Annotated in this window: 20 protein-coding genes, 2 tRNA genes and 1 pseudogene; 14 read left to right on the top strand and 9 right to left on the bottom strand. The window is 60.2% G+C overall.

The window, feature by feature from the left end:
• Nucleotides 1-263 precede the first annotated feature (263 nt).
• The 5 genes and pseudogenes from PQR67_RS32585 (at nt 264) to PQR67_RS32565 (ending at nt 5,274) form a co-directional block, all read left to right on the top strand.
• A complete protein-coding gene (locus PQR67_RS32585; protein WP_408466919.1) occupies nt 264-992 on the top strand; it encodes a TetR/AcrR family transcriptional regulator in 729 nt (242 codons plus the stop codon).
• A gap of 267 nt (nt 993-1,259) precedes the next feature.
• A pseudogene (locus tag PQR67_RS32580) lies at nt 1,260-2,441 on the top strand (lipid-transfer protein).
• Nucleotides 2,442-2,453: 12 nt separating this feature from the next.
• Nucleotides 2,454-3,653 carry an acyl-CoA dehydrogenase gene (locus PQR67_RS32575; protein ID WP_408466918.1) on the top strand — a complete coding sequence of 400 codons (1,200 nt, stop codon included), beginning with the start codon at nt 2,454-2,456 and terminating at the stop codon, nt 3,651-3,653.
• A 14-nt stretch (nt 3,654-3,667) separates the two neighbouring features.
• Complete coding sequence (locus tag PQR67_RS32570) at nt 3,668-4,822, top strand: acyl-CoA dehydrogenase family protein (protein ID WP_408466917.1); 1,155 nt, start codon at nt 3,668-3,670, stop codon at nt 4,820-4,822.
• The gene (locus tag PQR67_RS32565; protein ID WP_408466916.1) at nt 4,819-5,274 is read left to right on the top strand and encodes a MaoC family dehydratase; all 456 of its coding nucleotides are present in this window, start codon (nt 4,819-4,821) and stop codon (nt 5,272-5,274) included. The genes PQR67_RS32570 and PQR67_RS32565 overlap by 4 nt, the downstream gene beginning before the upstream one ends.
• Before the next feature lie 97 nt (nt 5,275-5,371).
• On the opposite strand, the gene PQR67_RS32560 is transcribed toward PQR67_RS32565, so the two are convergent.
• Nucleotides 5,372-8,074 carry a winged helix-turn-helix domain-containing protein gene (locus PQR67_RS32560; RefSeq protein WP_408466915.1) on the bottom strand — a complete coding sequence of 901 codons (2,703 nt, stop codon included), beginning with the start codon at nt 8,072-8,074 and terminating at the stop codon, nt 5,372-5,374.
• A 274-nt stretch (nt 8,075-8,348) separates the two neighbouring features.
• On the opposite strand from PQR67_RS32560, the gene PQR67_RS32555 reads away from it, so the two are divergent.
• Together PQR67_RS32555 and PQR67_RS32550 are read left to right on the top strand one after the other, a co-directional pair.
• Entirely contained in the window at nt 8,349-9,491 is a 1,143-nt protein-coding gene (locus PQR67_RS32555) for an acyl-CoA dehydrogenase family protein (protein ID WP_408466914.1), read from the top strand.
• Between the two features lie 180 nt (nt 9,492-9,671).
• On the top strand, nt 9,672-10,787 hold the full coding sequence (locus tag PQR67_RS32550; RefSeq protein WP_408466913.1) for a porin: 1,116 nt from the start codon (nt 9,672-9,674) through the stop codon (nt 10,785-10,787).
• A 1,021-nt stretch (nt 10,788-11,808) separates the two neighbouring features.
• On the opposite strand, the gene PQR67_RS32545 is transcribed toward PQR67_RS32550, so the two are convergent.
• The 5 genes from PQR67_RS32545 to PQR67_RS32525 form a co-directional block, all read right to left on the bottom strand.
• Nucleotides 11,809-12,177 carry a BON domain-containing protein gene (locus PQR67_RS32545; protein WP_408466912.1) on the bottom strand — a complete coding sequence of 123 codons (369 nt, stop codon included), beginning with the start codon at nt 12,175-12,177 and terminating at the stop codon, nt 11,809-11,811.
• A 156-nt stretch (nt 12,178-12,333) separates the two neighbouring features.
• Nucleotides 12,334-14,028, bottom strand: a complete 1,695-nt coding sequence (locus PQR67_RS32540) for a CocE/NonD family hydrolase (RefSeq protein WP_408466911.1) — start codon at nt 14,026-14,028, stop codon at nt 12,334-12,336.
• Nucleotides 14,029-14,101: 73 nt separating this feature from the next.
• Nucleotides 14,102-15,451 carry an MFS transporter gene (locus PQR67_RS32535; RefSeq protein WP_408466910.1) on the bottom strand — a complete coding sequence of 450 codons (1,350 nt, stop codon included), beginning with the start codon at nt 15,449-15,451 and terminating at the stop codon, nt 14,102-14,104.
• Nucleotides 15,452-15,613: 162 nt separating this feature from the next.
• Nucleotides 15,614-16,705, bottom strand: a complete 1,092-nt coding sequence (locus PQR67_RS32530) for a porin (RefSeq protein WP_408466909.1) — start codon at nt 16,703-16,705, stop codon at nt 15,614-15,616.
• Nucleotides 16,706-17,170: 465 nt separating this feature from the next.
• Complete coding sequence (locus tag PQR67_RS32525; RefSeq protein WP_408466908.1) at nt 17,171-18,880, bottom strand: extracellular solute-binding protein; 1,710 nt, start codon at nt 18,878-18,880, stop codon at nt 17,171-17,173.
• A 184-nt stretch (nt 18,881-19,064) separates the two neighbouring features.
• Between PQR67_RS32525 and PQR67_RS32520 the strand changes: the two genes are divergently transcribed.
• The 7 genes from PQR67_RS32520 (at nt 19,065) to PQR67_RS32490 (ending at nt 24,685) form a co-directional block, all read left to right on the top strand.
• Complete coding sequence (locus tag PQR67_RS32520) at nt 19,065-19,352, top strand: YciI family protein (protein WP_408466907.1); 288 nt, start codon at nt 19,065-19,067, stop codon at nt 19,350-19,352.
• 174 nt (nt 19,353-19,526) lie between these two features.
• Entirely contained in the window at nt 19,527-21,284 is a 1,758-nt protein-coding gene (locus PQR67_RS32515) for a GMC family oxidoreductase (RefSeq protein WP_408466906.1), read from the top strand.
• Nucleotides 21,285-21,337: 53 nt separating this feature from the next.
• A complete protein-coding gene (locus PQR67_RS32510) occupies nt 21,338-22,396 on the top strand; it encodes a maleylacetate reductase (RefSeq protein WP_408466927.1) in 1,059 nt (352 codons plus the stop codon).
• Nucleotides 22,397-22,438: 42 nt separating this feature from the next.
• Entirely contained in the window at nt 22,439-23,281 is an 843-nt protein-coding gene (locus PQR67_RS32505) for an intradiol ring-cleavage dioxygenase (protein ID WP_408466905.1), read from the top strand.
• 369 nt (nt 23,282-23,650) lie between these two features.
• Nucleotides 23,651-23,809 (top strand): 2-oxoglutarate and iron-dependent oxygenase domain-containing protein, encoded by a 159-nt coding sequence (locus PQR67_RS32500; RefSeq protein ID WP_408466904.1) that lies wholly within the window; start codon nt 23,651-23,653, stop codon nt 23,807-23,809.
• Between the two features lie 143 nt (nt 23,810-23,952).
• Nucleotides 23,953-24,402, top strand: a complete 450-nt coding sequence (locus PQR67_RS32495) for a hypothetical protein (protein WP_408466903.1) — start codon at nt 23,953-23,955, stop codon at nt 24,400-24,402.
• A gap of 4 nt (nt 24,403-24,406) precedes the next feature.
• The gene (locus tag PQR67_RS32490) at nt 24,407-24,685 is read left to right on the top strand and encodes a hypothetical protein (protein WP_408466902.1); all 279 of its coding nucleotides are present in this window, start codon (nt 24,407-24,409) and stop codon (nt 24,683-24,685) included.
• 74 nt (nt 24,686-24,759) lie between these two features.
• Here the strand turns inward: PQR67_RS32490 and PQR67_RS32485 are convergent, their stop codons facing one another.
• The 3 genes from PQR67_RS32485 to PQR67_RS32475 form a co-directional block, all read right to left on the bottom strand.
• Nucleotides 24,760-25,992: a tyrosine-type recombinase/integrase gene (locus PQR67_RS32485; RefSeq protein ID WP_408466901.1), complete on the bottom strand. Its 1,233-nt coding sequence runs from the start codon at nt 25,990-25,992 to the stop codon at nt 24,760-24,762.
• A 164-nt stretch (nt 25,993-26,156) separates the two neighbouring features.
• Nucleotides 26,157-26,243, bottom strand: a tRNA-Leu gene (locus tag PQR67_RS32480).
• A gap of 271 nt (nt 26,244-26,514) precedes the next feature.
• A tRNA-Leu gene (locus tag PQR67_RS32475) sits at nt 26,515-26,601 on the bottom strand.
• Between the last annotated feature and the right edge of the window lie 246 nt (nt 26,602-26,847).

Here is a 26,847-nt window from a genome sequence, read left to right as displayed (position 1 = left end):
CCTTGGGTTGTCGTAACCACATGAAAAAAAACGGAAAATTGTTAGCTTTACGTAGCCGTTGTCCGTGCAGTTTGCGTTTGTTCGGCAACGGCCGCGCAGGCGCGCCGTTCGTGGGTCGCTATTCGGAAGAGGGGGGACGCGCGCGGCAACGGCGGTTAGATTGAACTGGGGTTGGTCGCGCCGACAGCGACGGCCCGACAATCATCGAGCCATATGCCTCCTGAAAGCATGTCCCCATGCGTCGGGGGCGAGGGAGAACGGCTATGGACACACGCAGGTCGCCACCATCGGCGCCCCCCGTGCAAAGGCTGTGGGGCGCGCATGGCGCGTTGGACCAGAACGACCCGAACGACCTCCTCATCGAATTGGAAATACCGTCGGCGCCACGTAAGTCGCCGCGCCAGGCCCGTTCGGTTGCGCTCATCGACGCACTGATGCAGACGGCGCGGCGGATACTCGATGAAGAAGGGCGCGAGGCGCTGACCGTACTGCACCTCGCCGACGTATCGGGCGTGGCGTCCAGTTCGATCTACGAGTACTACCCGACGATGGACGCGCTGGTCGCGGCGATCTTCGACGCGTTTCGCGCCGACGTCTACGCGACGCTGCGCGCGCGGATCGAGGCGTTGCCCGCGCAGGCCACCCTGTTGGACGGCATCCTGCTCATCGTCAGGGCAGGGCTTGGCATCTACGCAGAGCGTATCGAGCTGGACCCCGGTGTCTGCCAGCGCATGACCCGTTATGACGAAATGGTTCGCCTAGACTTCGTGAAGCCCGCGGAAATGGCGCAGGCGAGCATCGTTCCGGTGCTGTTCGCGCGCTTTGCCGATGTGATCAGCGTGGACGACGTCGAGCACGTTCAGTTCCTCGTCGTGCAAACGCTGATCACGCTCGCGCGCGCCATGTTGCTTGTGCGGCCCGCTTATCTCGGCGAACCCGACACTGCCGTCCTGATCGCGAGGATGATTCACGCGCTGCTGGTTCCACAGTAATCCTGAGTGTTGCCGTGGAACCACCGTCGCTCACGTGAGGCGCTCCTTCACATAGCGGCCAGGCGCCGATTCGATGGCGCAACAGGTATCACAGGCGGGTTGGGACGACCTTCACACGGTAGGGCCGGCGCGAAACGGCTGATATGAGGCGTTGCGGGCCGTTCTCTAACCCCCAGAAAAGGAGGGGGCGGGTGGCTGGAGGTGGCCCCTATCATGAAGCGTAATCAGTTCGCCATGACGGCGTAGACAACGGAAAAAGGAGCAAGTATGACGCGCAAAGTAGTAGTGGCCGGCGTGGGCATGGTCCCGTTCACGAAGCCAGGTGCCAGCGAGACCTACGATCTGATGGGCGCGCAAGCGGCGCGTCGCGCGCTCGCGGATGCGGGCGTCGAATACCAGTCGATCCAGCAGGCCTATGCGGGCTTCGTCTATGGCGACTCCACGGCGGGCCAGCGCGCGCTATATCACGTCGGCATGACGGGTCTGCCGATCATCAATGTCAACAACAACTGCTCGACGGGCTCGACCGCTCTTTACCTGGCGCGTCAGGCGATCGAGGCGGGCGCGCTCGACGTCGCGCTGGTAGTCGGCTTCGAGTAGATGAACGCGGGCGCGCTCGGCAGCTACTTCACCGACCGTCCGCTTCCGCTCGATCTGTTCTTCGCGCAATGCGACCGCCTCGGCGTGCCGCCCGAAGTGGCGCCGGCGCTGCGCATCTTCGGCGGCGCGGGCCTCGAGCACATGAAGCGGTTCGGCACGAAGATGGAGTCGTTCGCGAAGGTTCGTGCGAAGGCGAGCCGTCACGCAGCGAACAACCCGCTCGCCGTGTTCCGCCAGATCGTGACCCCTGAGGAAGTGATGGCCGACAAGGTGATGTGGCCTGGCGTGATGACGCGCCTGATGGCCTGCCCGCCCACCTGCGGCGCTGCCGCCGCCGTGCTGTGCAGCGAAGACTACGCGAAGAAGCACGGGCTGGACTCGCGCGTGTGGATCGCCGCCCAGGCGCTGACGACCGACCGCCCGGCCGCTCTCGAAGGCGACGACCTGCGCTACACGGCCGGCTTCGGCCTGGCGCAGGAAGCGGCGAACAAGGTGTACGAGCAGGCGGGCATGGGTGCGGAGGACGTGGACGTGGTCGAGTTGCACGACTGCTTCGCGCACAACGAACTGATCATGTACGAGGCGCTTGGCCTGTGTCCGGAAGGCGAAGCGGCGAAGTTCATTGACAACGGCGACAACACGTACGGCGGCCGCTACGTCGTCAACCCGTCAGGCGGCCTGCTTTCGAAGGGGCATCCGATCGGCGCGACGGGTCTCGCGCAATGTACGGAACTGGTTCAGCAACTGCGTGGCAACGCCGACAAGCGTCAGGTTGAAGGCGCGCGCGTGGCGTTGCAGCACAACGTGGGCCTCGGCGGCGCGTGTGTCGTGACGATGTACCGCATTTGAGGCGGAGGGCAGATGGATTTCCAACCTGATCCGGGGCTGGAGGCATTTCGCGAGGAAGTGCGCGCTTTTTTGCGCGAGTGCTTTCCCGCCGATCTGCCCGGCAATCCCGTGGGCAGCGTGCGCTCGGCGCGCGAGGACCTCGTGCGCTGGCAGCGCATCCTCAACGAGCGGGGCTGGGGTGCGCCGTACTGGGCGAAGGAGCATGGTGGAACCGGCTGGACGGTGCTGCAGCGGCTCGCCTTCGATGAGGAGTGCGTGGCCGCCGGCGCGCCGACGCAGGATTTTCTCGCGCAGAAGCTGCTGGCACCAGTGGTCAATGCATTCGGCACGCCTGAACAAAAGACCGAGCACATCCCGCGCATTCTGAATGGCGAGCGACTGTGGTGCCAGGGTTTCTCGGAGCCCGGCTCCGGTTCCGACCTGGCTTCACTGCGCATGCGCGCCGAGCTGGACGGCGACCACTACGTCGTGAACGGCCAGAAAATCTGGACGAGCTACGCGCACGAAGCCGACTGGATCTTCCTGCTCGTTCGCACGGACACCGAGGTGAAGAAGCAGGCAGGCATCACCTTCCTGCTGGTGGACATGAAGACGCCGGGCATCACGGTGCGGCCGATCCGCAGCATCGACGACTGCCACCACCTGAACGAGACGTTCTTCGACAACGTCCGCGTGCCGGTGAGCAATCGGATCGGCGGCGATGGCGATGGCTGGAAGATCACCAAGTTCCTGCTCAACAACGAGCATGCCGGCGCCGCCGATCTGCCATTCCTGCGCAGGTGCCTGGCGAGACTCAAGCAGATTGCGTTGAGCGAGCAGGTGGACGGCGCGCCGCTCGTCGAGGAGCGCGGCTTCATGCTGAGGCTCGCACGTCTGGAGGCCGAGATCGACGCCATGGCGATGATGGTCAAGCGTGCGGCGGCGTTGGAGCAGGATCACAGCCCCGCCGCGCACGCCATGGGATCGATTCTCAAGGTCCGCGGCACCGAATTGCAGCAGAAGCTCACCGAGTGCATGGTGGAGGCGCTCGGCGACTATGGCGCCGTGGCCTATCCCGAGCCTCACGACCCCACGCGCGAAGGGATCTTGCCTCGCGAGGAAGTGGGACGCGGCGTTGCCACGGAAATGTTCTTCCGTCGTGCCTCGACCATTTATGGTGGCACGAGCGAAGTGCAGCGCGGCATCATCGCGAAGATGCTGTTTCAACTCTGAGTCGCCGATCGATCATGAATTTCAACCTCAACTCAGAGCAGCAGATGCTGCAGGATAGCGTGCGGCGCTTCGTCGAGCGGGACTACGGCTTCGAGGCGCGTCGCGCGTTGCTCGTGTCGGGCTCGACGCGCAACACGGCACGCTGGACTACGTTCGCGGAGAACGGTTGGCTCGCCGCGGCGCTGCCCGAAGCGTATGGCGGCCTCGGCGGCACGGTGATCGACACGGTGCTGATCGCGCAGGCATTCGGGCGCGGTCTCGTCGTCGAGCCGTATGTGGGCTGCGCCGTTCTCGGTGCGCAGACGATCGCGGCAGCGGGCACGCCCGAGCAGTGCGAACGCCTTCTGCCCGCGCTCGCGGATGGCACGCGGCGCATCGCACTGGCCTACGGCGAGGCGCACTCGCGGGGTCTGCCCGAGCGTTCGCAGATGCGCGCGGAACGCGTGGGTGGCAACTACCGGCTCCATGGTCGCAAGACGCTCGTGGCGGGTGGTGCCGATGCCGACGGGTTCGTCGTGTCGGCCGTGACGCAGGATGACGGTGGGCTGACGCTCTTTCTCGTCGACGCCGGCACGCCGGGTCTGACGCGCGCGGCACTGCCGCTGCATGACGGTAGCTGGGCTGCCGAACTGACGCTGGAAGGCGTGCTGCTGCCCGCGCAAGCGGTGCTCGGCGAGCCGGGACAAGGACTGCCCGCGTTGCAGCAGGCGCTTGGGCACGGCACGGCCACGCTGTGCGCGGAACTGGTCGGCGGCATGGAGCGCGCCATCGAGATCACGGCGGACTACCTGAAGGTGCGCAAGCAATTCGGCGTGCCGATCGGCAGCTTCCAGGCGTTGCAGCACCGTCTCGCCGACATGGCGGCGGAACTGGAAATCGCGCGTTCGATGCTGTATGCGCTGCTCGCGTCGATCATGAACGACGAAGCCGGACGGCGCGACTATGTCGTCTCGCAGGCCAAGTCACTAATCGGTCGTGCGGCGAAGTTCGTCTGCGGGCAGGCGATCCAGTTGCATGGCGGCATCGGCGTGACCGAGGAATATCAGATTGGCCACTACTTCAAACGTGCGATTGTCGCGGACGCCTTGCTCGGCGGCAGCGACCGTCACGACGCCCGCTGCGCGGACTATTTGCGGCGGACACTGAATCAGGGAGACACACCGCAATGAGAGAATTCGACAAGATCGCCGATCTCGAGCCGCTGGCCGGCGAGCAGATCGGCACGAGCGACTGGCTGCTGATCGACCAGGCCCGCGTCAACCAGTTCGCGGATGCCACCGGGGATCATCAGTGGATTCACGTCGATGTGGAGCGCGCGAAGGAAGGTCCGTTCGGCGGCACGATCGCGCATGGTTTTCTGACGCTCAGCCTGCTGCCTGCGTTCTTCGCCACGGCGTTCCAGATCAACGACGTGCGCAGCGGCCTGAACTACGGCCTCGACAAGGTGCGCTTCATTGCCCCTGTCCCGGTGGGCCGCCGCGTTCGCGCACACTTCCGGCTCGCCGGCTTCGACGCGCTCGACAACGGCGGCGCTCAGGTCAAGTTCGAGATGACGGTCGAGTGCGAAGGCGCGGGCAAGCCGGCCTGTATCGCTGAATCGATCATGCGTCTCTTTCCTTGACGTCGTTTCTGTCCGTACATTGAAGCGCCCGTGGTGGACGGCTGTGGCGCGATGCTCGCGTTCGTTCGCCTCGTTGCACAGCCGCGCCCGCGGTCGTCTAGTCGATCAGCCCGTTCTTGCGGGCCCATAGCATGGCGTCGTAGCGGCTCGATACGCCGAGCTTCGAGAAGACGTTGCGCAGGTTCCACTTCACTGTTTCGAGCGTGATGTTCAGCGCGAGCGCGATACGCTTGTTCGACATGGCCTCAGCGACCAGCGTGAGAATTTCCAGTTCGCGCGGGGTCAGCGCCGAGTCCGCCTTGCGGCCGTTTGCGGGCTGCGAGACACCGGCACGCCCGAGCGCGTTCAACGCGCCGGGAAATCGCTCCAGCAGGCCGATGGCATAGTCCCTGGCGGGCCCATCGATCCACGCTTGCTGTACCGCCCGATTGAGCAGCGTCGCGGCAACTTCACCTTCGTCGATGAAGGTGCGCACGAGACCGAACCGCGCGCCCGCTTCGATGGCGTACGTGAAAGAAACCCGCGCGTCGTCAACGCGGTCGAGATCCATGAGCGTCGCCGCGAGCAGAAAATCCACCAGCGCGGCCATCCGGCCCCGCCCCAATGCCTTGGCACGCGCGTGCGCATCGCGCAGCGATGCCAGTGCGGCCTCCGGCTGCTCCGCGCGCAGCACGCGCGCATGCGCCAATGCCGCGATGGCCGCGATTTCGCCGCGAATACCGAGGTCTTCCCGATGGGCTTGCGCCAGCTCGTCGAGAAGGATGTCGAGTTGGGCGGCGCGCGCGTGGCGGACTTTCTGCAGGAGGAGCCTGATCTGCTCGGCCAGCATGTGCGCGACGGCACGCGGGTGCTGTTGATTGCGCAGATGCGCCGTCTGCTGTTCGAGGAAGGCGAGCGCGACATCGGCACTCACCTGGAGGCAGTCGAGCCGCGCGCGGCACAGCGATGCGCGAATGGTCAGGTCCGGCCCCGACGATTGCAGCAGGCCTCGGCGGTTCGCGATGGTTTCGCGGGCGTCGTCGATGTGATCGAGTTCGTAGCAGGCGTCGGCCAGCACGCTCGCGCAGATGTTCGCACTGATCGAGTGACGGCCCACAGCCTTGACCGACCGCGCGAGCAACGGCGTGCCGAGGCGCTCGGCTTCGCGCACGTCGCCCTCATGCAGGATGGCGGCGACGCGAGCCGCTTCGGCCACGAGCGCCATCTCGTTGTCGCGGTCGGCGGGTGGGATCGGGCGCCGCTCGAGCTGGTGCGTTGCCTCCGCGTAGCGCCCGGCGCCCGTATAAGCGACGCACAGTTCGGCGACGAGGAAATAGCGCAGGAAGCGGTTTTCGATAACGGCGTCGCGCAACGGCTCCAGCAGTTCGATCATGCGCTGCGTATCGTCGTGCTGGAATGCGATGGCTGCGTGGATCATCGGCGCGCAGCCCGCCAGTTCCGGGTCGTCGGAGAGCGCGCCGGACTGCAGATGCGGCAGCCACGCGCTCGCCTTGTCGGGCTGCGTGGTTAGCGCAATCGTGAGGCAGGCAATGAAGAGCAGACGCTGATGCCGGAATAGCGTCGCCTCGGGCAGCTGTTCGAGCAGATGCAGCATCGGGCTCAGATACTCGAGGGTCCACGTTGCCGGCTCGGCGCGTTCGATGATCGTCGCCGCGAATTCCACGTCGCCGCCGGCGCTCGCGTGCCGGACCGCTTCGGCGAGGTAGCCGCGATCAGCGAACCAGCGGCTGGCGCGCAGATGCAGCGCCTTGACGACCGCGTCGTCCCTTGTCGCGAGCCGCGTGGCGAGATAGTCGCCGAACAGAGGATGAAAGCGATACCACGCGAGGCGGTCGTCCGAATCGACGCGGATCACCAGCAGGTTCTCGTCCTCCATCCGCTTGAGAAGGGCGGCCGCCTGCGCGTCGCCAGTGACGGCGCGCGCGAGCGGAGCGTTGAAGCGGCGGAAGATCGACAGCACCTCGGCGAAGGAAGCCAGGTGCGCGGGCAGATCGGCCATGACCTCTTCGCTGAGCCAGGTTTGCAGGTCGCTCGAACGCCACACGAGATCTCTCAGCGTCGCGAGCGTGTCCGGCCGGTTTTTCAGCATGATGACAATGAGCTGGATGCACGAAGGCCAGCCGCTAGTCAGCTCGTGGATAAGGCCTGGCGCATCGGCGTCGAGCTTGCCGGTGCCGAGATTTTCGTCGATGAACGCGCGCGTTTCGGCCAGGTTGAACGGCAGTCCCGCGCTGTCGAGCTCGACGATCTGGTTCATCATGCGCAGCCGGCTCAGGCTCAATGGTGGGGTGACGCGCGAGGCGATCACGAAATGCAGATTGCCCGGTGCATGTTCGAGAAGCTTCTGCATGAGGCGCTGCGCGAGCGGCGTTTCCACGTAATGGTAATCGTCGACGAAGACGTACAGCTCTTTCGGCCAGTCGAGCGCACTTTCGACGATCGCGGCAATGGCCGCATCCATCGCAGCAGGACTCGCATCGTCGGCGCGGAAGTCGGCTGCCGTGCACAGACCGATGCGCTGCAGCGCGGCGACCAGGGTGGAGCAGAAGTCGGCATAACCCTTCTCGTCGGCGGTGAGCGTGAGCCATGCGACATCCGCGCCATCCTTGACGCACGCCTGGCGCCACTGGGCGAGCAGGGTGGTCTTGCCGTAGCCGGCGCTGCCCGTGACGAGGGCGAGCGTGGCGTGCCGCATCTGGTGCAACTGCGCGAGCAGATCGCTGCGAGGTACATGCCTGGCGCCGATGCGTGGCGGCGCGAAACGCGTCGCAGCCACGTGTTTGATGAAAGGCGTTGTCAAGTTCTCACCTAATCGAATCCATGCCTCTCGGGCCTTCGCTGCCCCCTCCGAACGAGGGGTGATAAAAGCGTTCGCGGAAACTAACTTAACACAAGTGCAGCGTCAAGGAAGCGCGCGAGCTATGCGGAGCAGTCCGCTTGCTGGCGGCGGCCGATGGCGTCCTCGTGGAGCAGGGGAAGTTCGGGGTATTCCCAGAGTACGGCTCTGGGGGCACGCGGAAATGCAACCGGTGTTAAACGCCTTATCGAGCCGCGGCGACGCGCAAGTGCGACCCATGACCTATCGAGTTCCCACGGAAGAGCAAACGCTGGCCGTCGCGAGTTTCCGCAAGTTCCTGATGGCGGAGGTCGGGCCGGTTGTCCACATGTATCGTGACCGCTTCATCCCAAAGGCGACGATGCGCGAGCTGACCCAGCGCATCGCCGAATTCGGTCTGCCTGGCTGCACGGTGCCAGTTGAGTACGGCGGCATGGGCTGGTCGTACACAACTCAGGGCATGCTGTTCGAGGAGCTGGCTGCATGTTCGTGCGATGTAGCGCTGTGCGTGATGCTGAACATGGGGCTCGCAGCGACGCTGCTCGACGCGCCCCCCGGACTGCGCGAGCGGTATTTGCCTGAGACGCTGGCGGGCCGGCTCTTCGGCGCAATCGGCAGCGGCGAACGGGAAACCGGCTCGAACGTCGCGGAGATCCATACGCGTGCAGTGCGCGACGGCGATCACTTCATAGTGAACGGGATGAAGAGCTGCATCACCAATGGCGTTTACTCAGACGTATTCGTCTGTGCCGTGCATTCCGAAAAGGGTCTCTCGCATCTGTTGATCGACCGCGAGGCACACGGCTACGAGACACGCAACTTCGACAAGATTGCGCTCAATGCGCAATCGACCGCGCAGATTTTCATCGCCGATGCCCGCGTTCCGGCGACGCATCTCATCGGCGAAGAGGGCGATGGTCTGAACACTATGGCGAAACTCGGCGCGCAGGCGCATATCCATGTCGGCGTGCTGTCGGTCGGCCTCATGCGCGCCGCGCTCGACGAATCGATTGCCTTTGCAACAAGGCACACCCAGTTCGGCAAGGTCATCGCGGCGCGCCCGTTGATTGCGGCGAAGATCGCGGACATGGCGATCAGGACGGACGCGGGCCGGCTGCTGTTTCAGCGCGTGTTCGGCTTGATGGACGCGGGCTTGCGCTGCAACGTGCAGGCGTCGATCGCCATGGTGTTCGCTGCCGAAGCCACGTTGCAGGTATGCCGTGACGCCGTGCAGTTACACGGCGCGAGCGGCATGACGCGCGAATTCGATGTCGAACGGTTGTTGCGCGAAGCCATGGCTATGCCGATTCCGGGCGGTACCACAGAGATCCAGCAACTCGGTATCGCGCGCGCATTGACAGGCGTGGCCGCATTCGATTGATGCAAGCGCCCGCGGTGATTGGCGCGAGCATATCCGGTTCCTCGCGCTGCGCTGCGGAGACCGCTTTTTTGTGTGAGGCCGTGGCGCATGGCGATGACGAGGTGCAAAGAAGCGCATTGAAAGCGAGCAGGCCCGTTATTGAAAGAGCGATAAAACACGAGACGTATCTGAGGAGTTCGCATGTGTATCATCAAGCAGGGTATTGGCGGCGCAGCGTTGCTGTTGGCCGCGCAGGGCGCGTGGGCACAGTCGACGCTGACGTTATACGGTGTCGTCGACAGCTTCGTGCAATACCTTGGAAATGGTTCGACGCACTCGTTCTCAGAGCGCAGCGGCGGCAATTCCGGGTCGAGTCTGGGCATAAAAGGCGATGAAGATCTGGGAGACGGTTTCAAGGCCAGATTCGTGCTCGAAAGCGGCTACACCGTCAACAACGGTGCGTTGTTCGTCGACAGTTCGACGCTGTTCTATCGTCAGGCCTGGGTTGGGCTGACGCACATCGACTATGGTTCGCTGACGTTCGGCCGCCAGTATCAGCCGACTTTCTGGGCCATCTATTACACCGACCCGTTCCGCGGCGACGAAGTGCTGTCGCCGGTGGCGGCCGCGGCGGTCGCGGTCGACCGCCACACCCTCGCCACGCAGGCTGCATCCGGCCGAACCAGCAATTCGATCGAGTATCAGTCGCCGGTTGTCGGTGGGCTGAAGCTTTACACGATGTATGCGTTCAGTTCGACGACGACGCTGCCTGTGGTGGAGGCCGTCGGCAATCTATTCGATATTTCGTTGACGTACAGCGGATATGGGCTGTTCGCCGGACTCGCGTATCAGAACCAGCACGCGGGATCGGAGAACGTGCCCGGGCTGCCTGCCGCGTTGAACCTGCTTGGGACCGAGCGCTTTACCGGCTCCCTTGCTTACCGGATCGGCATCGTGAACCTGCAGGCGAACTACACGTATAACCGCTCAAACGACGCGCCCTCCGGATCGCTGGCCGCTCGCCTGGGCGCTGCGCACTCGTACAGCTTCGCAGAGATCGGTGCGACGATCCAGGCGACGACGGCTGACACGGTCGAAATCGCCGGCATCGAGCGCAGGGCGCGCGGTGTGGACGATAGCGCGGAGGGTATCGAGATCGGCATCGATCACAGTATCTCGAAGCGCACGCAGATTTATGCTCGCGCCGGATATATCAGGAACCATGGCACGTCGACGATGAGCTGGCCTGCGGTCTCAGTGACGGAACTCGGATCATCGCAAAGCATGGGGGCACTGGGGATCACGCACCGCTTCTGATGCGTTTCGAAGAAGTTTGCGAAGTTGCCCGGGCGAATCTGAGCGGGACTGTTCTGCTGGCGGCACCGGCGTACAGCCTCAGTCTGACGGGCTCACGCCCTATGTCGGCTCGCCCAGATTCACCAGCTTGCGATGTACGCGTACGGAATCCGCAGAGCTATCCGATCAAGTCTCCCGGGTTGGTCGATTGAGCTTTGCAGACGCTCCTTCGGGATTGCCAACTATCCGATGCAGGGTGTTGGGTGCAGCGCGCGGGAGTGAGGTATTCGCGAACGACAAACTCCGTCTTGCGGTAGGTTTCGTCGACCCACTCCTTGCGTTTGAAGTCGAGCCAGCTTTGAACAAGAGATGGAAGGCGCATTCGGCCGCACGTGTGAGTTTTGCTCCCGTCGCGAAAAAATCGTCGACGTCAGTGGGACGCAAGAGATCTGCAGACAACAAAAAACCCCGTAAGACATGAATCTTACGGGGTGTAGGTCGTCTCACTGCCAGCCTGAGGCTTCACATCTGCGGATCGTTAACGGGGAAGGTGGGGCGTCCGTCCTTCGCGGGCAGCCCCCACTTCTGCATCACACTTTGATAAAACCCTTGCTTCTGCAACTTGATCAGGGCTTGCTGGAACGCATGAGCGAGCCGCTTGCCGTTGTCGTCGACGCCAAAGCCCGCCGCCGAAAGCCATCAGGTGCCGACCTGTAATGTTGGTATCGATGACGGTAAATGATCTCGTTTTCGGCATGCCAGCGAGGCGCTGAACCTGCCGATCGACAACTCTCTCTGGATCGTGTCGGCCATCATGTACAAGCAATGCGCGAAGGTCGATTACTATTGCAAGACCGTACTCAAGCTACGGGAATGGTGGTGATGGGTTGACCACCTGAAGAGTGGGGCGGTTCACCCCGTTTCATCATTCACCGTAACGGCCTCGCCGCCAGTCAGCCGCCACAAAAGCCAGAATGCAACCCTCCGGCTGTTGCATTTTGGAACGGGTTGCCGTGCCGGATCGGACCGACTGCAGAGGGATTCACTGGCCCGGTGCGCGGATCCGAAGGCCGTTTCGTACCTCGCGAACGCCGCTAACACCTTGTGCGGTGGTTACGGCGAGTTGGATCTGGTCGCCCGCGGGCACCGTGCCGCCCAGCAGAATCAAGCCGTTTTTCGCTGAGACGACGATATTGGTCGAATCCAGGTCTTTGACCTTGACGAGCGCACGACGAACGTCTTTGGCGAGCAACCGATTGGCCGTGCGCATTGCCTTTGGACTCAATGGCGCGCTTGCCGTGACGGGCGCGCTCGCTGTGGCGTCACTGGCCTGGTTTTGCGCCCAGGCGCTTGCCGTGCCGAGGGCGAGCAGTGAGCAAATCGCAGTCATGATGAGGTTAGCCTTTTTCATATTTTCTCTTCCTTTCCTGAGGTTGATGACTCGCTGTGCGGCGGGGTTGTTGATTAGAAAGCGTGGTAGATATTCCACAGAACTCGGAGGCGTGGCGCGTGCTTCATCAATTCAGGCTGCCCGACGTCTCGGCGCGGCTCGATCGAGGCGGTTGACCTATCGCTGCGGAATGATTGGCACCAGCAGATACGAAGACATGCTTCTACCCGCATGCAGCGTGGTTCGTCCCGCAAAGACCGACGGCGGCCGATCCTCCGGATCGTCGTGCAGAAATGGTCCGCAACCCTTCATCGGGAACTTCAGGTTCGACAGGTGTGTAGCAGCCCCTTCGTACTCGTAGTCCTTGCCCCGCACCGTCAGGCCGATTCGCCAGCCAACAGGGACGACGATAGAGGTGGGCCAGATCTCGATGTCCAGTTCAACAGGGTTGCCCGGCTCGAGCGGTTGTCTCGATCGGTGGGTATGGAGCGGGCGCCAGGCAAGCGTGCGCTCCGGATCCAGTTCACGGCGGGATGCACGCAGCCAGCCTTGAGCTACTGGCGTATGCGGGTCGAGCGCACCCTGGAATACGACCTCATTTCCTTCGGGGCTGTAGAGACCGACAACGAGGAAGAGGTCGGCGTCGGGCGTGGTCGAGGAGACGAACAGCTTGCAGGCCAAGGGCCCCGTAATCTCCGTCTCTTGTTCGAACGTGGCAGTCGATGTTCCGTCAGCCGCATCGGGCGACAACTTCTGGCCATCGAGGTCCAGATACAGTTTGGTCCACTGGGTACCCGCAAGCGGCCACTCGTGCTCGGCGCGCTCGACGAACTTGTCGACATGCCGGACATGGAGCAGCACTGGTGGCCGTTCTTCCCAGCCTGTCTCTTTGCCTTTCAGATACTGTTCGAAGAACTGTTTCTGCAGGCCGATGCCGTAGCGGGTATAGAAGGAAGTCCAATGTTCGCCGCCGTGAATCTCGAGCCATTTCTTGGACGAACCGGCTTGCAGGAAACCTTCGATGTTGCCACGCAAGTGCAGCCCCTGGCCTCCCCAATTCGCTGCGGACAGGACAGGGACCTGCAGTTGTGACAGCTTGGCCCGGCGTTCTTCGAAGAATTCGTCATCGAAACGATGATTTGCCGCACGCCGGGACATGTCGCCTCGGTTGGCCTCGAGTTCTTCTTCGGTCAGGTTCACATCGCCGCAGACGAGTTCGCCGGTTACGCTGCTGCGTGGGCCCCGATCCCCTCGGCCATGCTGGACGGTCTTGACCTGGATTTCCTGCCAGTTCTTTCCGAAGGAACACAGGATGCCACCGTGGAAAGTCGATTCCCGATACGCATCGCTATAGCCTTCCCACGGACAGATGGCCGCCAGATGAGGCGGGCGCATGGATGCTACGAGCCACTGGTTGGCGCCGTAATAGGAGATGCCATTCAGGCCGACCTTTCCGTTCGACCAGGGCTGCACGCCTGCCCATTCGATGCACTGGTAGTAATCGAGGGTTTCCCGCGGCGAGAAGTGGTCGATTTTGCCCGGCGAGCGACCCGCGCCGCGTGAATCCACGCGGATGCAGACGTAACCGTCCGGAACCCATTTTTCGGGATCGGGAACTTCCCAAGCCTGATATTTGTTTGATGAACCTTCCAGCGCGTCGGGATAGCGCGCAGCCATCAGGTCCCAGGCTGTCTTGTATCCCTGCTGGAATGACAGGCCTTTTCCATATGGGCCATATGTCATGATGACCGGATACTTGCCTGGCGCCACAGGTTTGTAGACGTCGGCGCGCAATACGACTCCATCATCCATCGCAATGGGCACGTCCCATTCGATGCTCATGTTGTCGCGGACTTCCGTGGTGTGTGTCATGTCGTGGAGCATCCTGGGCGTGGATATTGGTAATGTCATTCCTGACAGATACCTCGCGCATTTGCATTGCGGCTCAGATACGTTGTGCAACTGGGGCTGCGGCGGCCTTCGGTCCTCGGGCGGCGAAGAACATGACGACGGCAGAGGCAACATAGAGTGCGACGATGAAATACAGGCTGGCCGAATTGCTCCCTGTCGAAGTACGCAGCCAGGTGCCGATGGAGGGCGTCACAATCGGGGCGATATCAGCGAGCGAGGGAATCACCGCGAGACCGACTGCTGCTTGTTCTTTCGGCAGGTAGTCGCTGACGAAGGCATAGAACAGAGGCGTCATCGAAGCCGTGCCAATGGTCGCAATCGAGAGCAGGACGATCGACGAGGCCACGCTGCCGTTCAGGAAGGCTATGCCGAGCAGGCCGACCGCGATCAACGCCACGCCACCCACGAAGTGCCACCGCCGCTCGTTACGGCGGTCGGAGCTGCGGCTCATGAGCATCATGCCGATGGCGCCCACGATGTTCGGGATTGCCGCGAGTAGTCCGATGTGGAACACGTCTTTGACGCCCCAGCTATGAATCAGCGTCGGCGTCCAGAACACCAGCACGTAGACAGCACCGAGAAACAGAAAGTTGATGAGAGAGAAGACGTAGAGCTTGGGGTCGCGTAGCAGCGCCCGCAGAGCGGCGCGCTTATGGACTCCGTTTCCGAGCGACACGCCGTCCCGGGCGAGACGGTCGGCGAGCAGCTTCTTCTCGGCAGGACTAAGCCATGCGGCTTCGGCAGGACTGTTGCTCAGACAGGCATAGCAGAGGAGGCCGACTAGCAGGCAGGGAGCGCCATTGATCATGAACATCCACTGCCAGCCGTGGAAGTCGAGAACGCCCTGGCCGAACTTCATTAGCGCGCCATTGAGCGGCCCGACGAGAATGCCGGAGATGACCGTTGAGCTCATGAACACAGCAATAGCCTGACTGCGTCGAGCGGGGGGGTACCAAAAGGTGAAATAGAGCACGACGGCGGGGAAGCAGCCTGCCTCAAAGGCGCCGAGCAGGAAGCGAAGCGTGTAGAACTGCCACGGCGCCGTGACCCAGGCCATGCTCATGGCGCAAAGTCCCCAAAGTACCATGATGCGCATAAGCGTCTTGCGCGTTCCAATCTTCTCCAGAAGTAGATTGCTTGGCACTTCGAATAGAATGTAGCCGACAAAGAACATGCCTGCGCCGAGCGCGAAGACCTGATCGCTGAAACCCAGTTCCCCTTTCATCTGAAGCTGGGCGAAACCGATGTTCACCCGGTCAATGAAGGCGAGACAGTAGACAGTCACCAGCAGGGGAAGGATGCGCCAGTTGATCCTCGCGAAGAGCGCCTTTTCCTCTGCGCTCTCAACCAGAACACCGGTTTGTGAAACAGATATCGCTGTCATAGAATTCTTCCATTAAATCGTTCTTTGCGAGCTGAAGCCGGCGCGTGTCACTTCTGGCAGGCAGCTTACGGAGTCTGTCGAACTCCGGAAACTGGTCCACTTCCGTGGAATCTGGTGACGCACGCCTGTCCACAGGCACATCGAGCACGAAGTCTCGACCAGTCAGAACGTATGTCGAATGCCGACGCTGGTTGCGTATGTGTTGCCGGCCTTGTTGGAGTAGTTATTGATGACCGACAATCCGCCGTCTTCTGTGCCGTGATTGTTGATGAAGCCAAATTGCGCGTAGAGGGTCGTGCGGTGCGACAGGAAATAGCTCGCACCCAGCGCGGCGGTGATCGAATGATTGTTAGAGTCGTTTTTGTCTCTGGTGTAGTACACGCCGGTACTGAGGTCGAGTTGCGTAAGTGCCTGATAATCGAGTCCAGCCGCATAGACGTAGTTGTTGTGCGGGTCAAGACCGAGCGCAAGGTTCCCGGCCGACGCGGCCACCTTGTAGTTCGTTGCGGACGCCTTCACAGTGACCGGGCCAATCTTGTAGGACGCACCGATCATTCGGCCGAGGAATTCAACCGTCGTCGGTAGCGACGTCTCGACATTTCCGCCGTTATTGCCGTCGTAATAGGCGGCCATGAGCATCAGGGTCCCGTTGTCATACTTCAGGCTCGCAGAATATTGACGTCCGGCCTGGAAGTCCCCGGCAGTGCCGCCGAGCGCGACCATGACGCTACCTTGCAGACCCCAGAGCTTCGGGGTCGTGTACGACAAGGCGTTTGAATTGGCGAAACCTGTGCCATAGACGTTGTCGATGTAGGGCATGACGGCGCTGCCGAACTGAACGGCACCGCGGGGGTCGGTCTCGTACATCGTGAGGAAGAACGGTGAATACTGCAGACCGACCAGGGCGGTACCGAAATTGCCTTCAAGTCCCACGTAGGCATTACGGCCAAAGAAGTTTCCGTTCGAATCGGCGAAGCCGCCATTGGTCGCGCTGAAGCCGCCTTCAAGCCTGAATACAGTCTTGAGACCACCACCCAGGTTCTCTTTACCCGTCAGGCCGAATAGCGACGGCGACAGACCGCTGTCGTTTGCTTGAATCGCCCCCTTCTCGCCCGGCGATTTGATGTATATCAGGCCAGAGTCCACTACGCCGTAAAGCGTTACGTTGCTTTGTGCGTGAGCGATGCCTCCGGTGAGCAGAACACCCGTAGCGATAGCAATCAGTTTCGGAATTAAAGTTCCATTTTTGTACATCAAACTGTCTCCTTTTTGGGTGGCCGTATAGGCTCGTTAAAGTTTTTTAGTTATGCGAATTATTTAGTAAATACAGATGCTGAGGAGGCGACGCTATCTACAAGAATCTTTTCAAGGTTCCGACTGGAGATGACGCTGCGAATCGATACGTTGTTCCCTGCTGCTGTCAGGAGGCGTATCAGCGCAGCCCCCACCGGCCCGACTCTTTGATGACTTGTTCGCGATTACCGCACTGCTTTCTTTTGTCCGGCGTAGATTAGCCGCTGTAGCACGCGGTACCAATGGCCCAAACATCCAGAATGGACATTTGAGGGTGCTCACTGCCGCGATTTGTGCAAAAGCGACAGATAGCTAGGGAAAGCACCGAGGGGTTCAGATGCACGGACAGAGGGAGGCGTTGATTATTGCCACTCTGACGGCCATGAGGAGGTGCGACGTGAGCGCTACATCGCACCGTAGACCGATCTAATGGTGTGGTACAGAGTCCAGAAGATCCTGAGCTTTGACTTGGGCCGTGCGTAATGCCTGATCATGCGAGATTCGTCCGCAAAAGGCGTCATGAATCTCCCCGCCCAGAACGTCTTCAATACGGCTATACACAGGTGTAAGCGGGCGCATCGTGTTGCAGATCAGTTCGCTGCGCGCCAGTTCGTCGACGAAGCTGACGATGGGAGAAATAATTGCCAGTTCCGGATCGGAGCTGACGCTAAAGCGCGGCGCGATGGGCAACTTATTGAGTGCATTGGATTTCATCGCCTCCGATGATGTCATCCACTGAATGGCCTGACGGGCCAGTTCGGCGCGCTCGGGTGGCAAGTTGCTGGGGATCGCCAGAAAAAATCCTCCCAGCGGCACACATCGCCGCACACCGTGAACGTTGGGGTGGGGCAGCAACGCGATCTTTCCCTTCACCTTGGAGCGAAGATCCAGTTCGAGACGTGCTGCGCGCATCGTCCATGCATAGCAAAGTGCCGCATGTCCGGCCATGAATTCGTCGAGACTATCTTCCCAGTCGAAAGCAAGCGTGTCAGGTGGGGAGACCGATAGGAGCTGTCCCATGAAGGCTAGCGTTGCGCGCGCCTCCTTGCCGTCGAGGCCGGCGTAGATGCCTTGTCTGCGCGTTGAAGTCGAACGCGCCCTCGCAGTCGGCTTCTCCTTGACGATGACGGCTCCGCCGTGCGCATTCAGGAAAAACATGAAGGCGCTCGCTATTGGCATACCTCGTGCAGCATTCCACACGAGACCGTATTGCCCGCGCCTGGGTTTGTGCAATCGACGTGCGACGGCGAGCAGGTCCTTGGGGGTCGCGGGATAGCGCAGTGCGTTGGCCTCGAACATATCCTGGCGGGCAAGCAAGGCTTCGACCGTTATGTACATAGGCAGCCCATAGAGATGGTCGTTGTAAGTGACACACTCCAGTGTTGCCGGATGAAAGTCGCGCAGATTCGTGGATGCTCCATGGTCGTCCAGGTTTAGAGGACGAATGAGTCCCTTCTGGACGAACTCTGCCAGCCATGGATAGTTCAGCGCGATGATGTCGAATTCGGATTCGCTCCGTGTCCCGTTCGCGAGTGCTTTCTCGTACAGTTCCTGCAAATGCGCGAGCTGGAAGTCCTCGCGGCGCCCTGCATTAGCTCTGAAGTCGATCCAGAGATTTCGCAGTGCCGCAAAATAGTTGTCGTCATGAAACAGGAATCGAAGTCGCTTGCCCGGGCTACCTCGAAACGCGAGAAGCTCTGTTGGGGGAAGCAGCTGTTCAAAGGATCGCCGCGGTTCACCGAAGTAATACTGCTCTGAGCTTTGGCTGTCTTCCCGATGGCCCACCAGGGTTGCGAACAGCGACTTGACGTGTAGCGCCAGTGCTTCAAATCCTTGCATGAGCTGGTCGGCAGGCAACAGTACCTGTGCCTTGCTACCAGGCGACGCAGGAGCGACATCAATCAAACCTTGTTCAATCAAGGCGTTGATACGCCGATGAGCCGTTCCGTAAGTTAGTCCAGAGGCCTGGATGAGTTGTGAAATTGGCACGCCCTGTTGCCGCAGTTTCGCCCGAACCAGGTAGCTGGTCAGCGCCCAGTCGGAGTCCGGCGACATACCGGCGATCCGTTCGGTGAACGGTGCCCTTGTGCTGTCGATGAACTCAACAATCCTCAGAAGCTCTTGCTCGTTCATCATTTGGAGGTCAGTGTTTTCCCTGATTTTGGGCGGTTTCTCATCTGAATTGTGCATTAAGCGTCGTGGATGTCCATTTTGGATGGCTGGGCGATTGGTGTCCAGATCGATACCGTTTAGTCTTCTCGCAACCGTAGCGCGCCCCGTGACCCGTCTGGGCGCCGGCAATCTAACTGAGGAGAGAAGAGTGCATTTCATCGTCCATTGTCTTGACCATGAGGGCGCGCTGGAGCGCCGGCTCGCCAACTATGAGGCACATAAGGCATACCTTGCCAGTGCAAAAGTGCAATCGGTCATCTCAGGACCGCTGGTGTCCGACGACGGTGAGACGATGATCGGCAGCTTTTTTCTGGTTGAAGCAGGAAGCAAGGAGGACGTGATCGAATTCAACCGGAATGATCCGTTCAATGCGGCTCAAGTCTGGCAACAGGTCAGCATCCACGCTTTTCTGAAGCGGGTAGACAACCGGAAGTAGTGCGCCCGCCGAGTGGTGCGGCCTGGTCGCACCGAACGCTGTGTGCAAGACACGAATTTGAGGACCGTCGCGATATCGCGATTGACAGGGTATGCTCTGGCGGCTGTGTTCACGGTTGCACTGGCCATTACCAGACGCCGCGCTTCACTGCATGTCGAACTAGCTGTTTGATCCATGCTTCTAAAAAACAATGGCATTGGTGATCACCATGCCACCAGGCTCGCGTTGAATGAGGAAGGGATGGAATTCGATTTTATGATTATCGGCGGCGGCACCGCCGGTACAGTCATGGCATCGCGTCTTTCAGAAAATCCTGGATGTCGTGTCCTGCTCGTTGAGGCGGGGGATGATATTTCACCAGGGGCCGTGCCGGCTGATATTCAGGATGCTTTTCCTGCCTCATCGCTTAACCCGAACTATTTCTGGAAGGATCTGGTCGCGGCGGCCACAGACGGCGGTCTACCCGCACCTTATCCGCAGGCGCGTGTGATGGGGGGCGGTTCGAGTATCAATGGCATGTTCGCGCTCCGCGGTGTGCCATCCGACTACACCAGGTGGGCCGACGCCGGGGCCGGGAATTTCTCGTGGGACACGGTGTTACCGTACTTTCGGAAGGTCGAGAAAGATCGTGATCGGCCGGGCATGTCGGATGGCCCGCATGTTATTTCCAGAACACCGAAAGAGCAATGGCCGGCATTTGTCCGTGCGATGGAGCAGGCGGCGCAACGCGCCGGATTGCCGTTCGTCAACGATATCAATGAGCAGCCCGGTGACGGTTTTTTTTCAATGCCGCTTGCACTCGACGCGGATACCCGTGTGACGAGCACGGGCAGCTACCTCTCGGCTGAAGTCAGGGCGCGACAGAATCTCGAGATCCTGTCGAACACTCAGGTCACGAGGTTACGCATGAATGGCAATGTCGTATCGGGTGCAGACGCGCTACGGGACGACGGCACGACGGTTCACCTGAGCGCGCGTAATGTCATCGTTTCCGCCGGCGGCATATATTCGCCGACTATTTTATTGCGCTCCGGTATCGGTCCGGCAGCCGAGTTGGCTTCGCTGGGGATTGAGATGATCGTCGACCGACCAGGTGTTGGCCGGAATCTGCAGAATCATCCCTATCTGTTCTTCGCGCTTACGCTGCCCCGCGGGAAGCGGATCGCGGCCGATCTAAGACGTTTTGCCGTAGCGGGACTGCGGGCTTCGTCCCGAGCGCCGGGTTGCCCGGAAGGTGATCTGTTTGCGTTCGCAATTGGTCGGGTAAGCGGAGAATCGTTCGGACCGGATTTCGCACTGGTCGGTACGGCGCTATACGCGCCCAGGTCGCGCGGCTTTGTCAAACTAAAAAGTGCAGATCCACTTGTCAATCCGGACATCAATTTCCGGTTCCTGTCGGACCCTGCGGATCCTGAACGCATGATCAAGGCGGCACGACTGACCGAGCGTCTGTTGCGCGAACCGGGCGTCGCCGCTCAATATCATGAAGCCTTTCTGTTGCCGGGTGCGCTTTCCATGAAGCAGTTCAACCGCCCCGGGCTCGCCGGAAAAGTGCTGGCGATGGCAGCGGAAATGGCCGCCAATTCACCCGGCCCCGTCCGACGAGCGATATTTGGTCGCGCGTTCAACAGCGGGAAGCCCGCTATGTATGCCGGTGGTGGGCGGCAGATCTCAGATGACGAGCTTCTGTCGTCGATCTGCCCGATGGGCCACCCGGTCGGCACGTGTTCGATGGGCAAGGCGGATGATCCCATGGCGGTGGTCGATGACGAGTTTCGCGTGCACGGGATTCGAAACCTCTTTGTGATCGATGCATCCGTGATGCCTACCATTACGAGCGCGAATACCAATCTCCCCACGTTGATGCTCGCCGAACTGGCGGCGGATCGCATCCGGGCTCGGGGCTCCGCAATTGAAGGTCTGGCTGCATGATATCGAAGGCGCATCGCTCACGACCCGTGTTTACCTGATTCAGGAGTGCATTGATGGCAACAAATTTTAGCTACGACATCAACCCTGGCCGAATATTGTTCGGGGCCGGCAAATTGAATGTTGTCGCCGATGAGGTCCGGCGGCTGGGTAGGGCGCGGGCGCTGATTTTGTCCACGCCGTTTCAACGTGCCGATGCACAGAAGCTCGCGGAGCAACTTGGGCCGCTCGCGGCAGGGGTGTTCAGCGAAGCCACGATGCACACGCCAGTGGCCGTGACGATGAAGGCGATGGGAGTTTACGACACTTTGGGTGCCGATTGCGTGGTGGCATATGGCGGCGGTTCGACGATCGGTCTTGGCAAGGCGATCGCCTACCGTAATGATGCACCGCAGATCGTCGTTGCGACGACGTACGCCGGTTCGGAGGTGACGCCGATCCTCGGACAGACCGAGAATGGCATCAAGACCACGATCCGGGATTCGAAGATCCTGCCGGAGGTCGTCATCTACGATCCTGAATTGACTGTCCGGTTGCCAGTGGCGATGAGCGTAACGAGCGGCCTGAACGCGATGGCGCATGCGGTCGAGGGCGTTTACGCGCGGGACCGGAATCCCGTGTCGTCGCTAATGGCCGTTGAAGGCGTGCGTGCCTTACGCGACGCGCTGCGCATCATCGTCGGTCAGCCGGCCAATCTGGCAGCAAGGAGCGAGGCGCTGTATGGCTCGTGGCTCTGCGGCTCGGTGTTGGGCACGGTCGGCATGTCGCTGCACCATAAGCTTTGTCACACGCTTGGCGGCCGATTCGACCTGCCCCATGCCGAAACACATGCGATCGTCCTGCCTCATTCGGCCGGATACAACGCGCAGGCCGCGGCGGAAGAGCTTGAACCCCTGGCGAAGCTGTTCGACGGCTCGATTGGCGGAGGACTTCACGACTTCGCGCGTTCTCTCGGCGCGCCGCTCGCGCTGAAAGACCTTGGTCTCGAAGAAGCGCAGCTCGACGAGGCAGCGGATCTGGCAGTGAAGAGCCCTTACTGGAATCCGCGCCCGATCGAGCGGGAGGAGGTCCGATCCCTGCTGCAGCGGGCCTGGGAAGGATCGCGACCGTACTGATAGGTGCGGATGCGGCTAATTGTTTTTCAAGGAATATCGACCATGTCAAAATTTTTTTCGGAAGCGGCCTCCGTCGAAGCGGTTAATGTCCGCATGGGAGAAAGCGCGGATCCCCGCCTGAAGCAAGTGATGTCCTCGCTGGTCAAGCATCTGCATGCGTTCATCAAGGACGTTCATCTCACCCAGAACGAGTGGGAATTGGCGATCGATTTTCTGACGCGGACCGGGCAGATTTGCAGCGAAGAGCGGCAGGAATTTATCCTGTTGAGCGATACGCTGGGCGCGTCGATGCTGGTCGATGCGATCAATAATCGACGCCCGCAAACGGCTACTGAAAATACGGTACTTGGTCCGTTTCACGTCAAAGGCGCGCCCGAACGCGAGATGGGCACACAGATCTCATTCGACGGAAAGGGCGAAAGCTGTCTGTTCGAAGGGCGTGTTATGGACCTGGACGGTAACGCCATTGCGGGCGCGCGTATCGACGTATGGTCCGACAATGCCGAAGGGTTCTACGATGTTCAGCAGCCGGATATTCAGCCCAAGTGGAACAACCGGGGCGTATTTACGACAGGTGCCGACGGTCGATACAGCTTTATCGGCATCAAACCAGTGTCGTACCCGATTCCGCATGATGGACCGGTCGGCAAGATGCTTGAGGCACTGGAAAGGCATCCCTATCGGCCCGCTCACATGCATTTCATCGTGACCGCGCCGGATTTCCAGAAACTGGTGACCCATACGTTCGTTGGCGACGACGCTTACATGACGTCCGATGCGGTATTTGGGGTGAAGGAGACGCTGGTGGCGCCATATATGCGTTTGCAGAACGCCGCGACGACCTGGCATTCGACGTTCGATTTCGTCCTCACGCCTTCGAGCTAGGGTCGCGCGTCGGAAATTTGTCGAGCAATTCCTTTCCTGTAGTTTCGTTTGGCGTACGCCATATGCCTCAAATCTGCGGAAATGAACGTAACGCTAACAGTTCGCGAAACTGACAATGCGGAGTATCGAGCAGGGTGAGTTTTGCAGTAGCTTGGCTGCAGAAATGGCCATCGACACTTTCTATGGCCCATTCTGCGATCGGCCGTTGATGGGTATGCCGTTCGATGAAGAATCATTTCGTTCGAAGATCGAAATGTCTGTGTTCGCTTAACTTGTTTAAAAGGATTCAACGCGAGCAACATTCGTCGCAGGCGAGAGGTTCATTCCATTGTTGTTGGTGGTCAAAGGTCGCAGGCCATCACTTACGAGGTGCCTATCATCGATGTAGGACCCTATTTGGGTGGTGTTCCTGGCGCCCTTGACGAGGTCGCTCAGCAAATTCGCAAGGCGTGCACCGAAATCGGCTTTTTCTACATCGTGACCCACGGGGTTTCGCAGCCGGTGGTGAGCCGTCGATTCGCCATGTAGAGGACATTGCATGCCCGCGATGGATATCATCCGGGCATATTTTTTGGAAGGCCGGAACATTCCAATGAAGGGTAGCCCTCTCAGAAGAAGCTGGTATCGTCGTAGCTCAAGTTAGAACGACCGCTCTCTGGAAGGATGCAAAGATGGATGACTCTTCAAATGAAATCGACATTGTCAAGCTATTTTACGACGGCTTGTGGGGAGCGGGGCATCAGCGGCGGTTGAGCGAAATCGGTGACGAGTTGAATAAGGTCAGAAGGTACGCGAACGAACTGATTGTCGATGATCTGTTTTCGCAAACAGTTGTCTTTCTGACGCTTAGTTCGTATTTTGCTGGTGTGGTGCCGATCATCCGCGTCGAGAGTGCACTCTTTGTTGAAAAGGAATTTCGCAATGAGTATTCCTATGCGCTCGTTGTTAGGGCGTACATCGAAGTCGTTGGTCGACTGCACAAGGGTATGCGTCTATGGCGACAATATAAGTCGAAGACGAAGACCCTCGAAGAACTCAACGCCAGCGTGAACAGATTGATGGCAAAGTACCGACCCGACAAGGCTATTCCGTCCGGAATTTTTAAGGGAGACGGTTTTTAACGTCATGACCCTTGTCCAGTCCCTTGATGACCGTATCCCGGAGATCGCGGCAATCTACGGGAACCTTTCTGGCTACGTCCATGGGGGTTTCGAAGAGCAGTTGCTCGTTCGAAAACTATCGTGGCTCTCTGAACTCCAGGAAGAAACGAATCCGACGATTGCCTCGTCGGAGGCTGTGGCAATACAGCTTCGGTCCGTCGTCTTTGAGGACCTCGACGAGCTCTTGCATATAACAAAGCCGTTGCGCGAAAGATATGACGCTCGACAGGAAAGTGATGGTTGACTAGGCACAGCTCGATTCGAGGGGTGTCAGAGTTTGGCGTGATGCGGCACGCGATCGATCGGGGCGTATGCCGCTCAGATCCGCTTGCTTGATCCGGCTTCTGTCGTCGGCATGCTTAGCCGATCAATATAGTCGGCCCACTCCTGCATGACCCTGCGACGATCGTCGTCAAACGTTGTTCTGTCGTAGGCCTTTTGCACATCGCCACGCTTGGCGTGTGCCAGTTGTGCTTCCAGAACATCGATATCCATACCGAGTCGTTCTCGTCCGACCGTACGAAGCATGCCCCTGAAACCGTGCGTCGCGTGCTTTCCTTGAAAGCCCATCTCTCGCAGTGCTTTGCTCAATGCATCTCGATGTAAATGAGGGGTCTTCTGCCGGGCAGGTGACGGAAAGACGTAGTGCCCCTTGCCGGTAAGTGACTGCAACTCATTCAGGACGGCGATCGCCTGCTTTGGCAATGGCACGATGTGATCGTGCCGCATTTTCATGCGCTCGGCTGCAACGTGCCATTCAGCTGTCTCGAGGTTCACCTCAGTCCACGGCACCGCTGCAACCATGCCGGGGCGAAGGCCGGTCAGCATGGTGAGCTTGAGGGCGGCGCGGGTAATGGGCGACTTGTAGGCATCGATAGCAAGAACGAGCGGAGCGATGTCTGCAGGCCTGGTGATCGCTGGTATGTGACCTTTCCTGTGGCGAGGCACTACGCCGCGGAGTGTCAAGGCGGCGCCATCTTCTCGCAGTCCGTTCTGAACGGCGTACGTCACGATGCCACCGACATACTGCCGTGCCTTGGTCGCGAGGTTAGGCGCATGAGAGGCAATCGCTTCCAGTACGGGCTTGACCTCTGGCGTGGCCAGCGTCGAAATGGGCTTGTTGCGGAGTGCGGGAGTCAGGTATTCGCGCACGACAAACTCGGCTTTCCGGTAGGTTTCGTCCGCCCATTCCTTGCGTTTGAAGTCGAGCCAACGCTGGGCCACGAGATGGAACGCGCCTTCGGCTACGCGTTTGCGTGCGGTGGACTCGGCCCGGCGATGCTCGACCGGATCGGTGCCTTCGCGTACAAGATTGCGCGCGGTAGTGGCTGACCGTCGTGCATCAACGAGCGTGATATCGGGGTAGGGGCCGAGGCTGAGGAAGTTCTCCTTGCCCGTGCTCGGTCGTCGGTAGCGGAACAGCCACGTCTTGGTGCCGTTTGGCTGGACCCTCAAGGCGAGCCCGTTTCCATCCGCGAGAAGGTAGGAACGGGCGCGCGCTTTGGCGGCTCGGAAAACCAACTCTGACTTCGGTTCGACGCGTCTGGGCATGGGTTTGCCCCCCGAATCTGGTATACGCAACAGTATACGCAAAAATCGTCGATGTCAGTGGAGCGCAAGGGATCTGTAGAGAACAAAAAACCCCGTAAGACTTTAATCTTACGGGGTTTCTCGAACTACTTCGGCTTGAGTTGAAACTAAGCCGGAACAACTAATGGTGCCCAGGAGAGGACTCGAACCTCCACGGTGTTGCCACCGCTAGGACCTGAACCTAGTGCGTCTACCAATTCCGCCACCTGGGCACGTCTTCAAGCTAGACCGCTATTTTAGCGCGCTGATGCAGTGTGTCAATCCCCACCTGCAAACTAACCACTGCTCAAGCATTCGCCCGGTTGTGCTGTGCAGCGAAGCAAAACTTCACTACTCGAGCGTTGCCAACACGTGCTGATGCAAGTTGACGCAACCGTCCTGCTCACTCCGTATTCCGTTCGAAAAACCTGAAACGGATCACGTAGCCTCACACAATAAGAAAAGCCGCCTATGTGAAACATAAGGCGGCTTTTCTTTTGAATCTGGTGCCCAAGAGAGGACTCGAACCTCCACAGTGTTGCCACCGCTAGGACCTGAACCTAGTGCGTCTACCAATTTCGCCACCTGGGCAGGTGATGAACAGCAAAGAACGCCATTATAGCGACAGATTCAGGGCTGTCAAGCCTTTCTCAAAAGTCGCTTAAACATCGCTGCAGCGAGTCTGCAAGCGGCTCGCAGCGATTACTGACGGGCCGCGTGGCGCGCGAGACGGGTGTTAGAATGCCTCGCAGTAGTTCGTTGGCACGGTGCACACGCCCGTCGGACTCAGATTTGAACGAGCCGGACCCGAGCAGCCATTTCAGTGCAATCGCAAGT

Origin of the sequence: Paraburkholderia fungorum (assembly GCF_046026025.1) — a bacterium.
In the GTDB taxonomy this organism is placed as follows: domain Bacteria; phylum Pseudomonadota; class Gammaproteobacteria; order Burkholderiales; family Burkholderiaceae; genus Paraburkholderia; species Paraburkholderia fungorum_E.
Note: the sequence above shows the minus strand (reverse complement) of the source record. Positions and strands in the feature narration are given on the sequence as shown.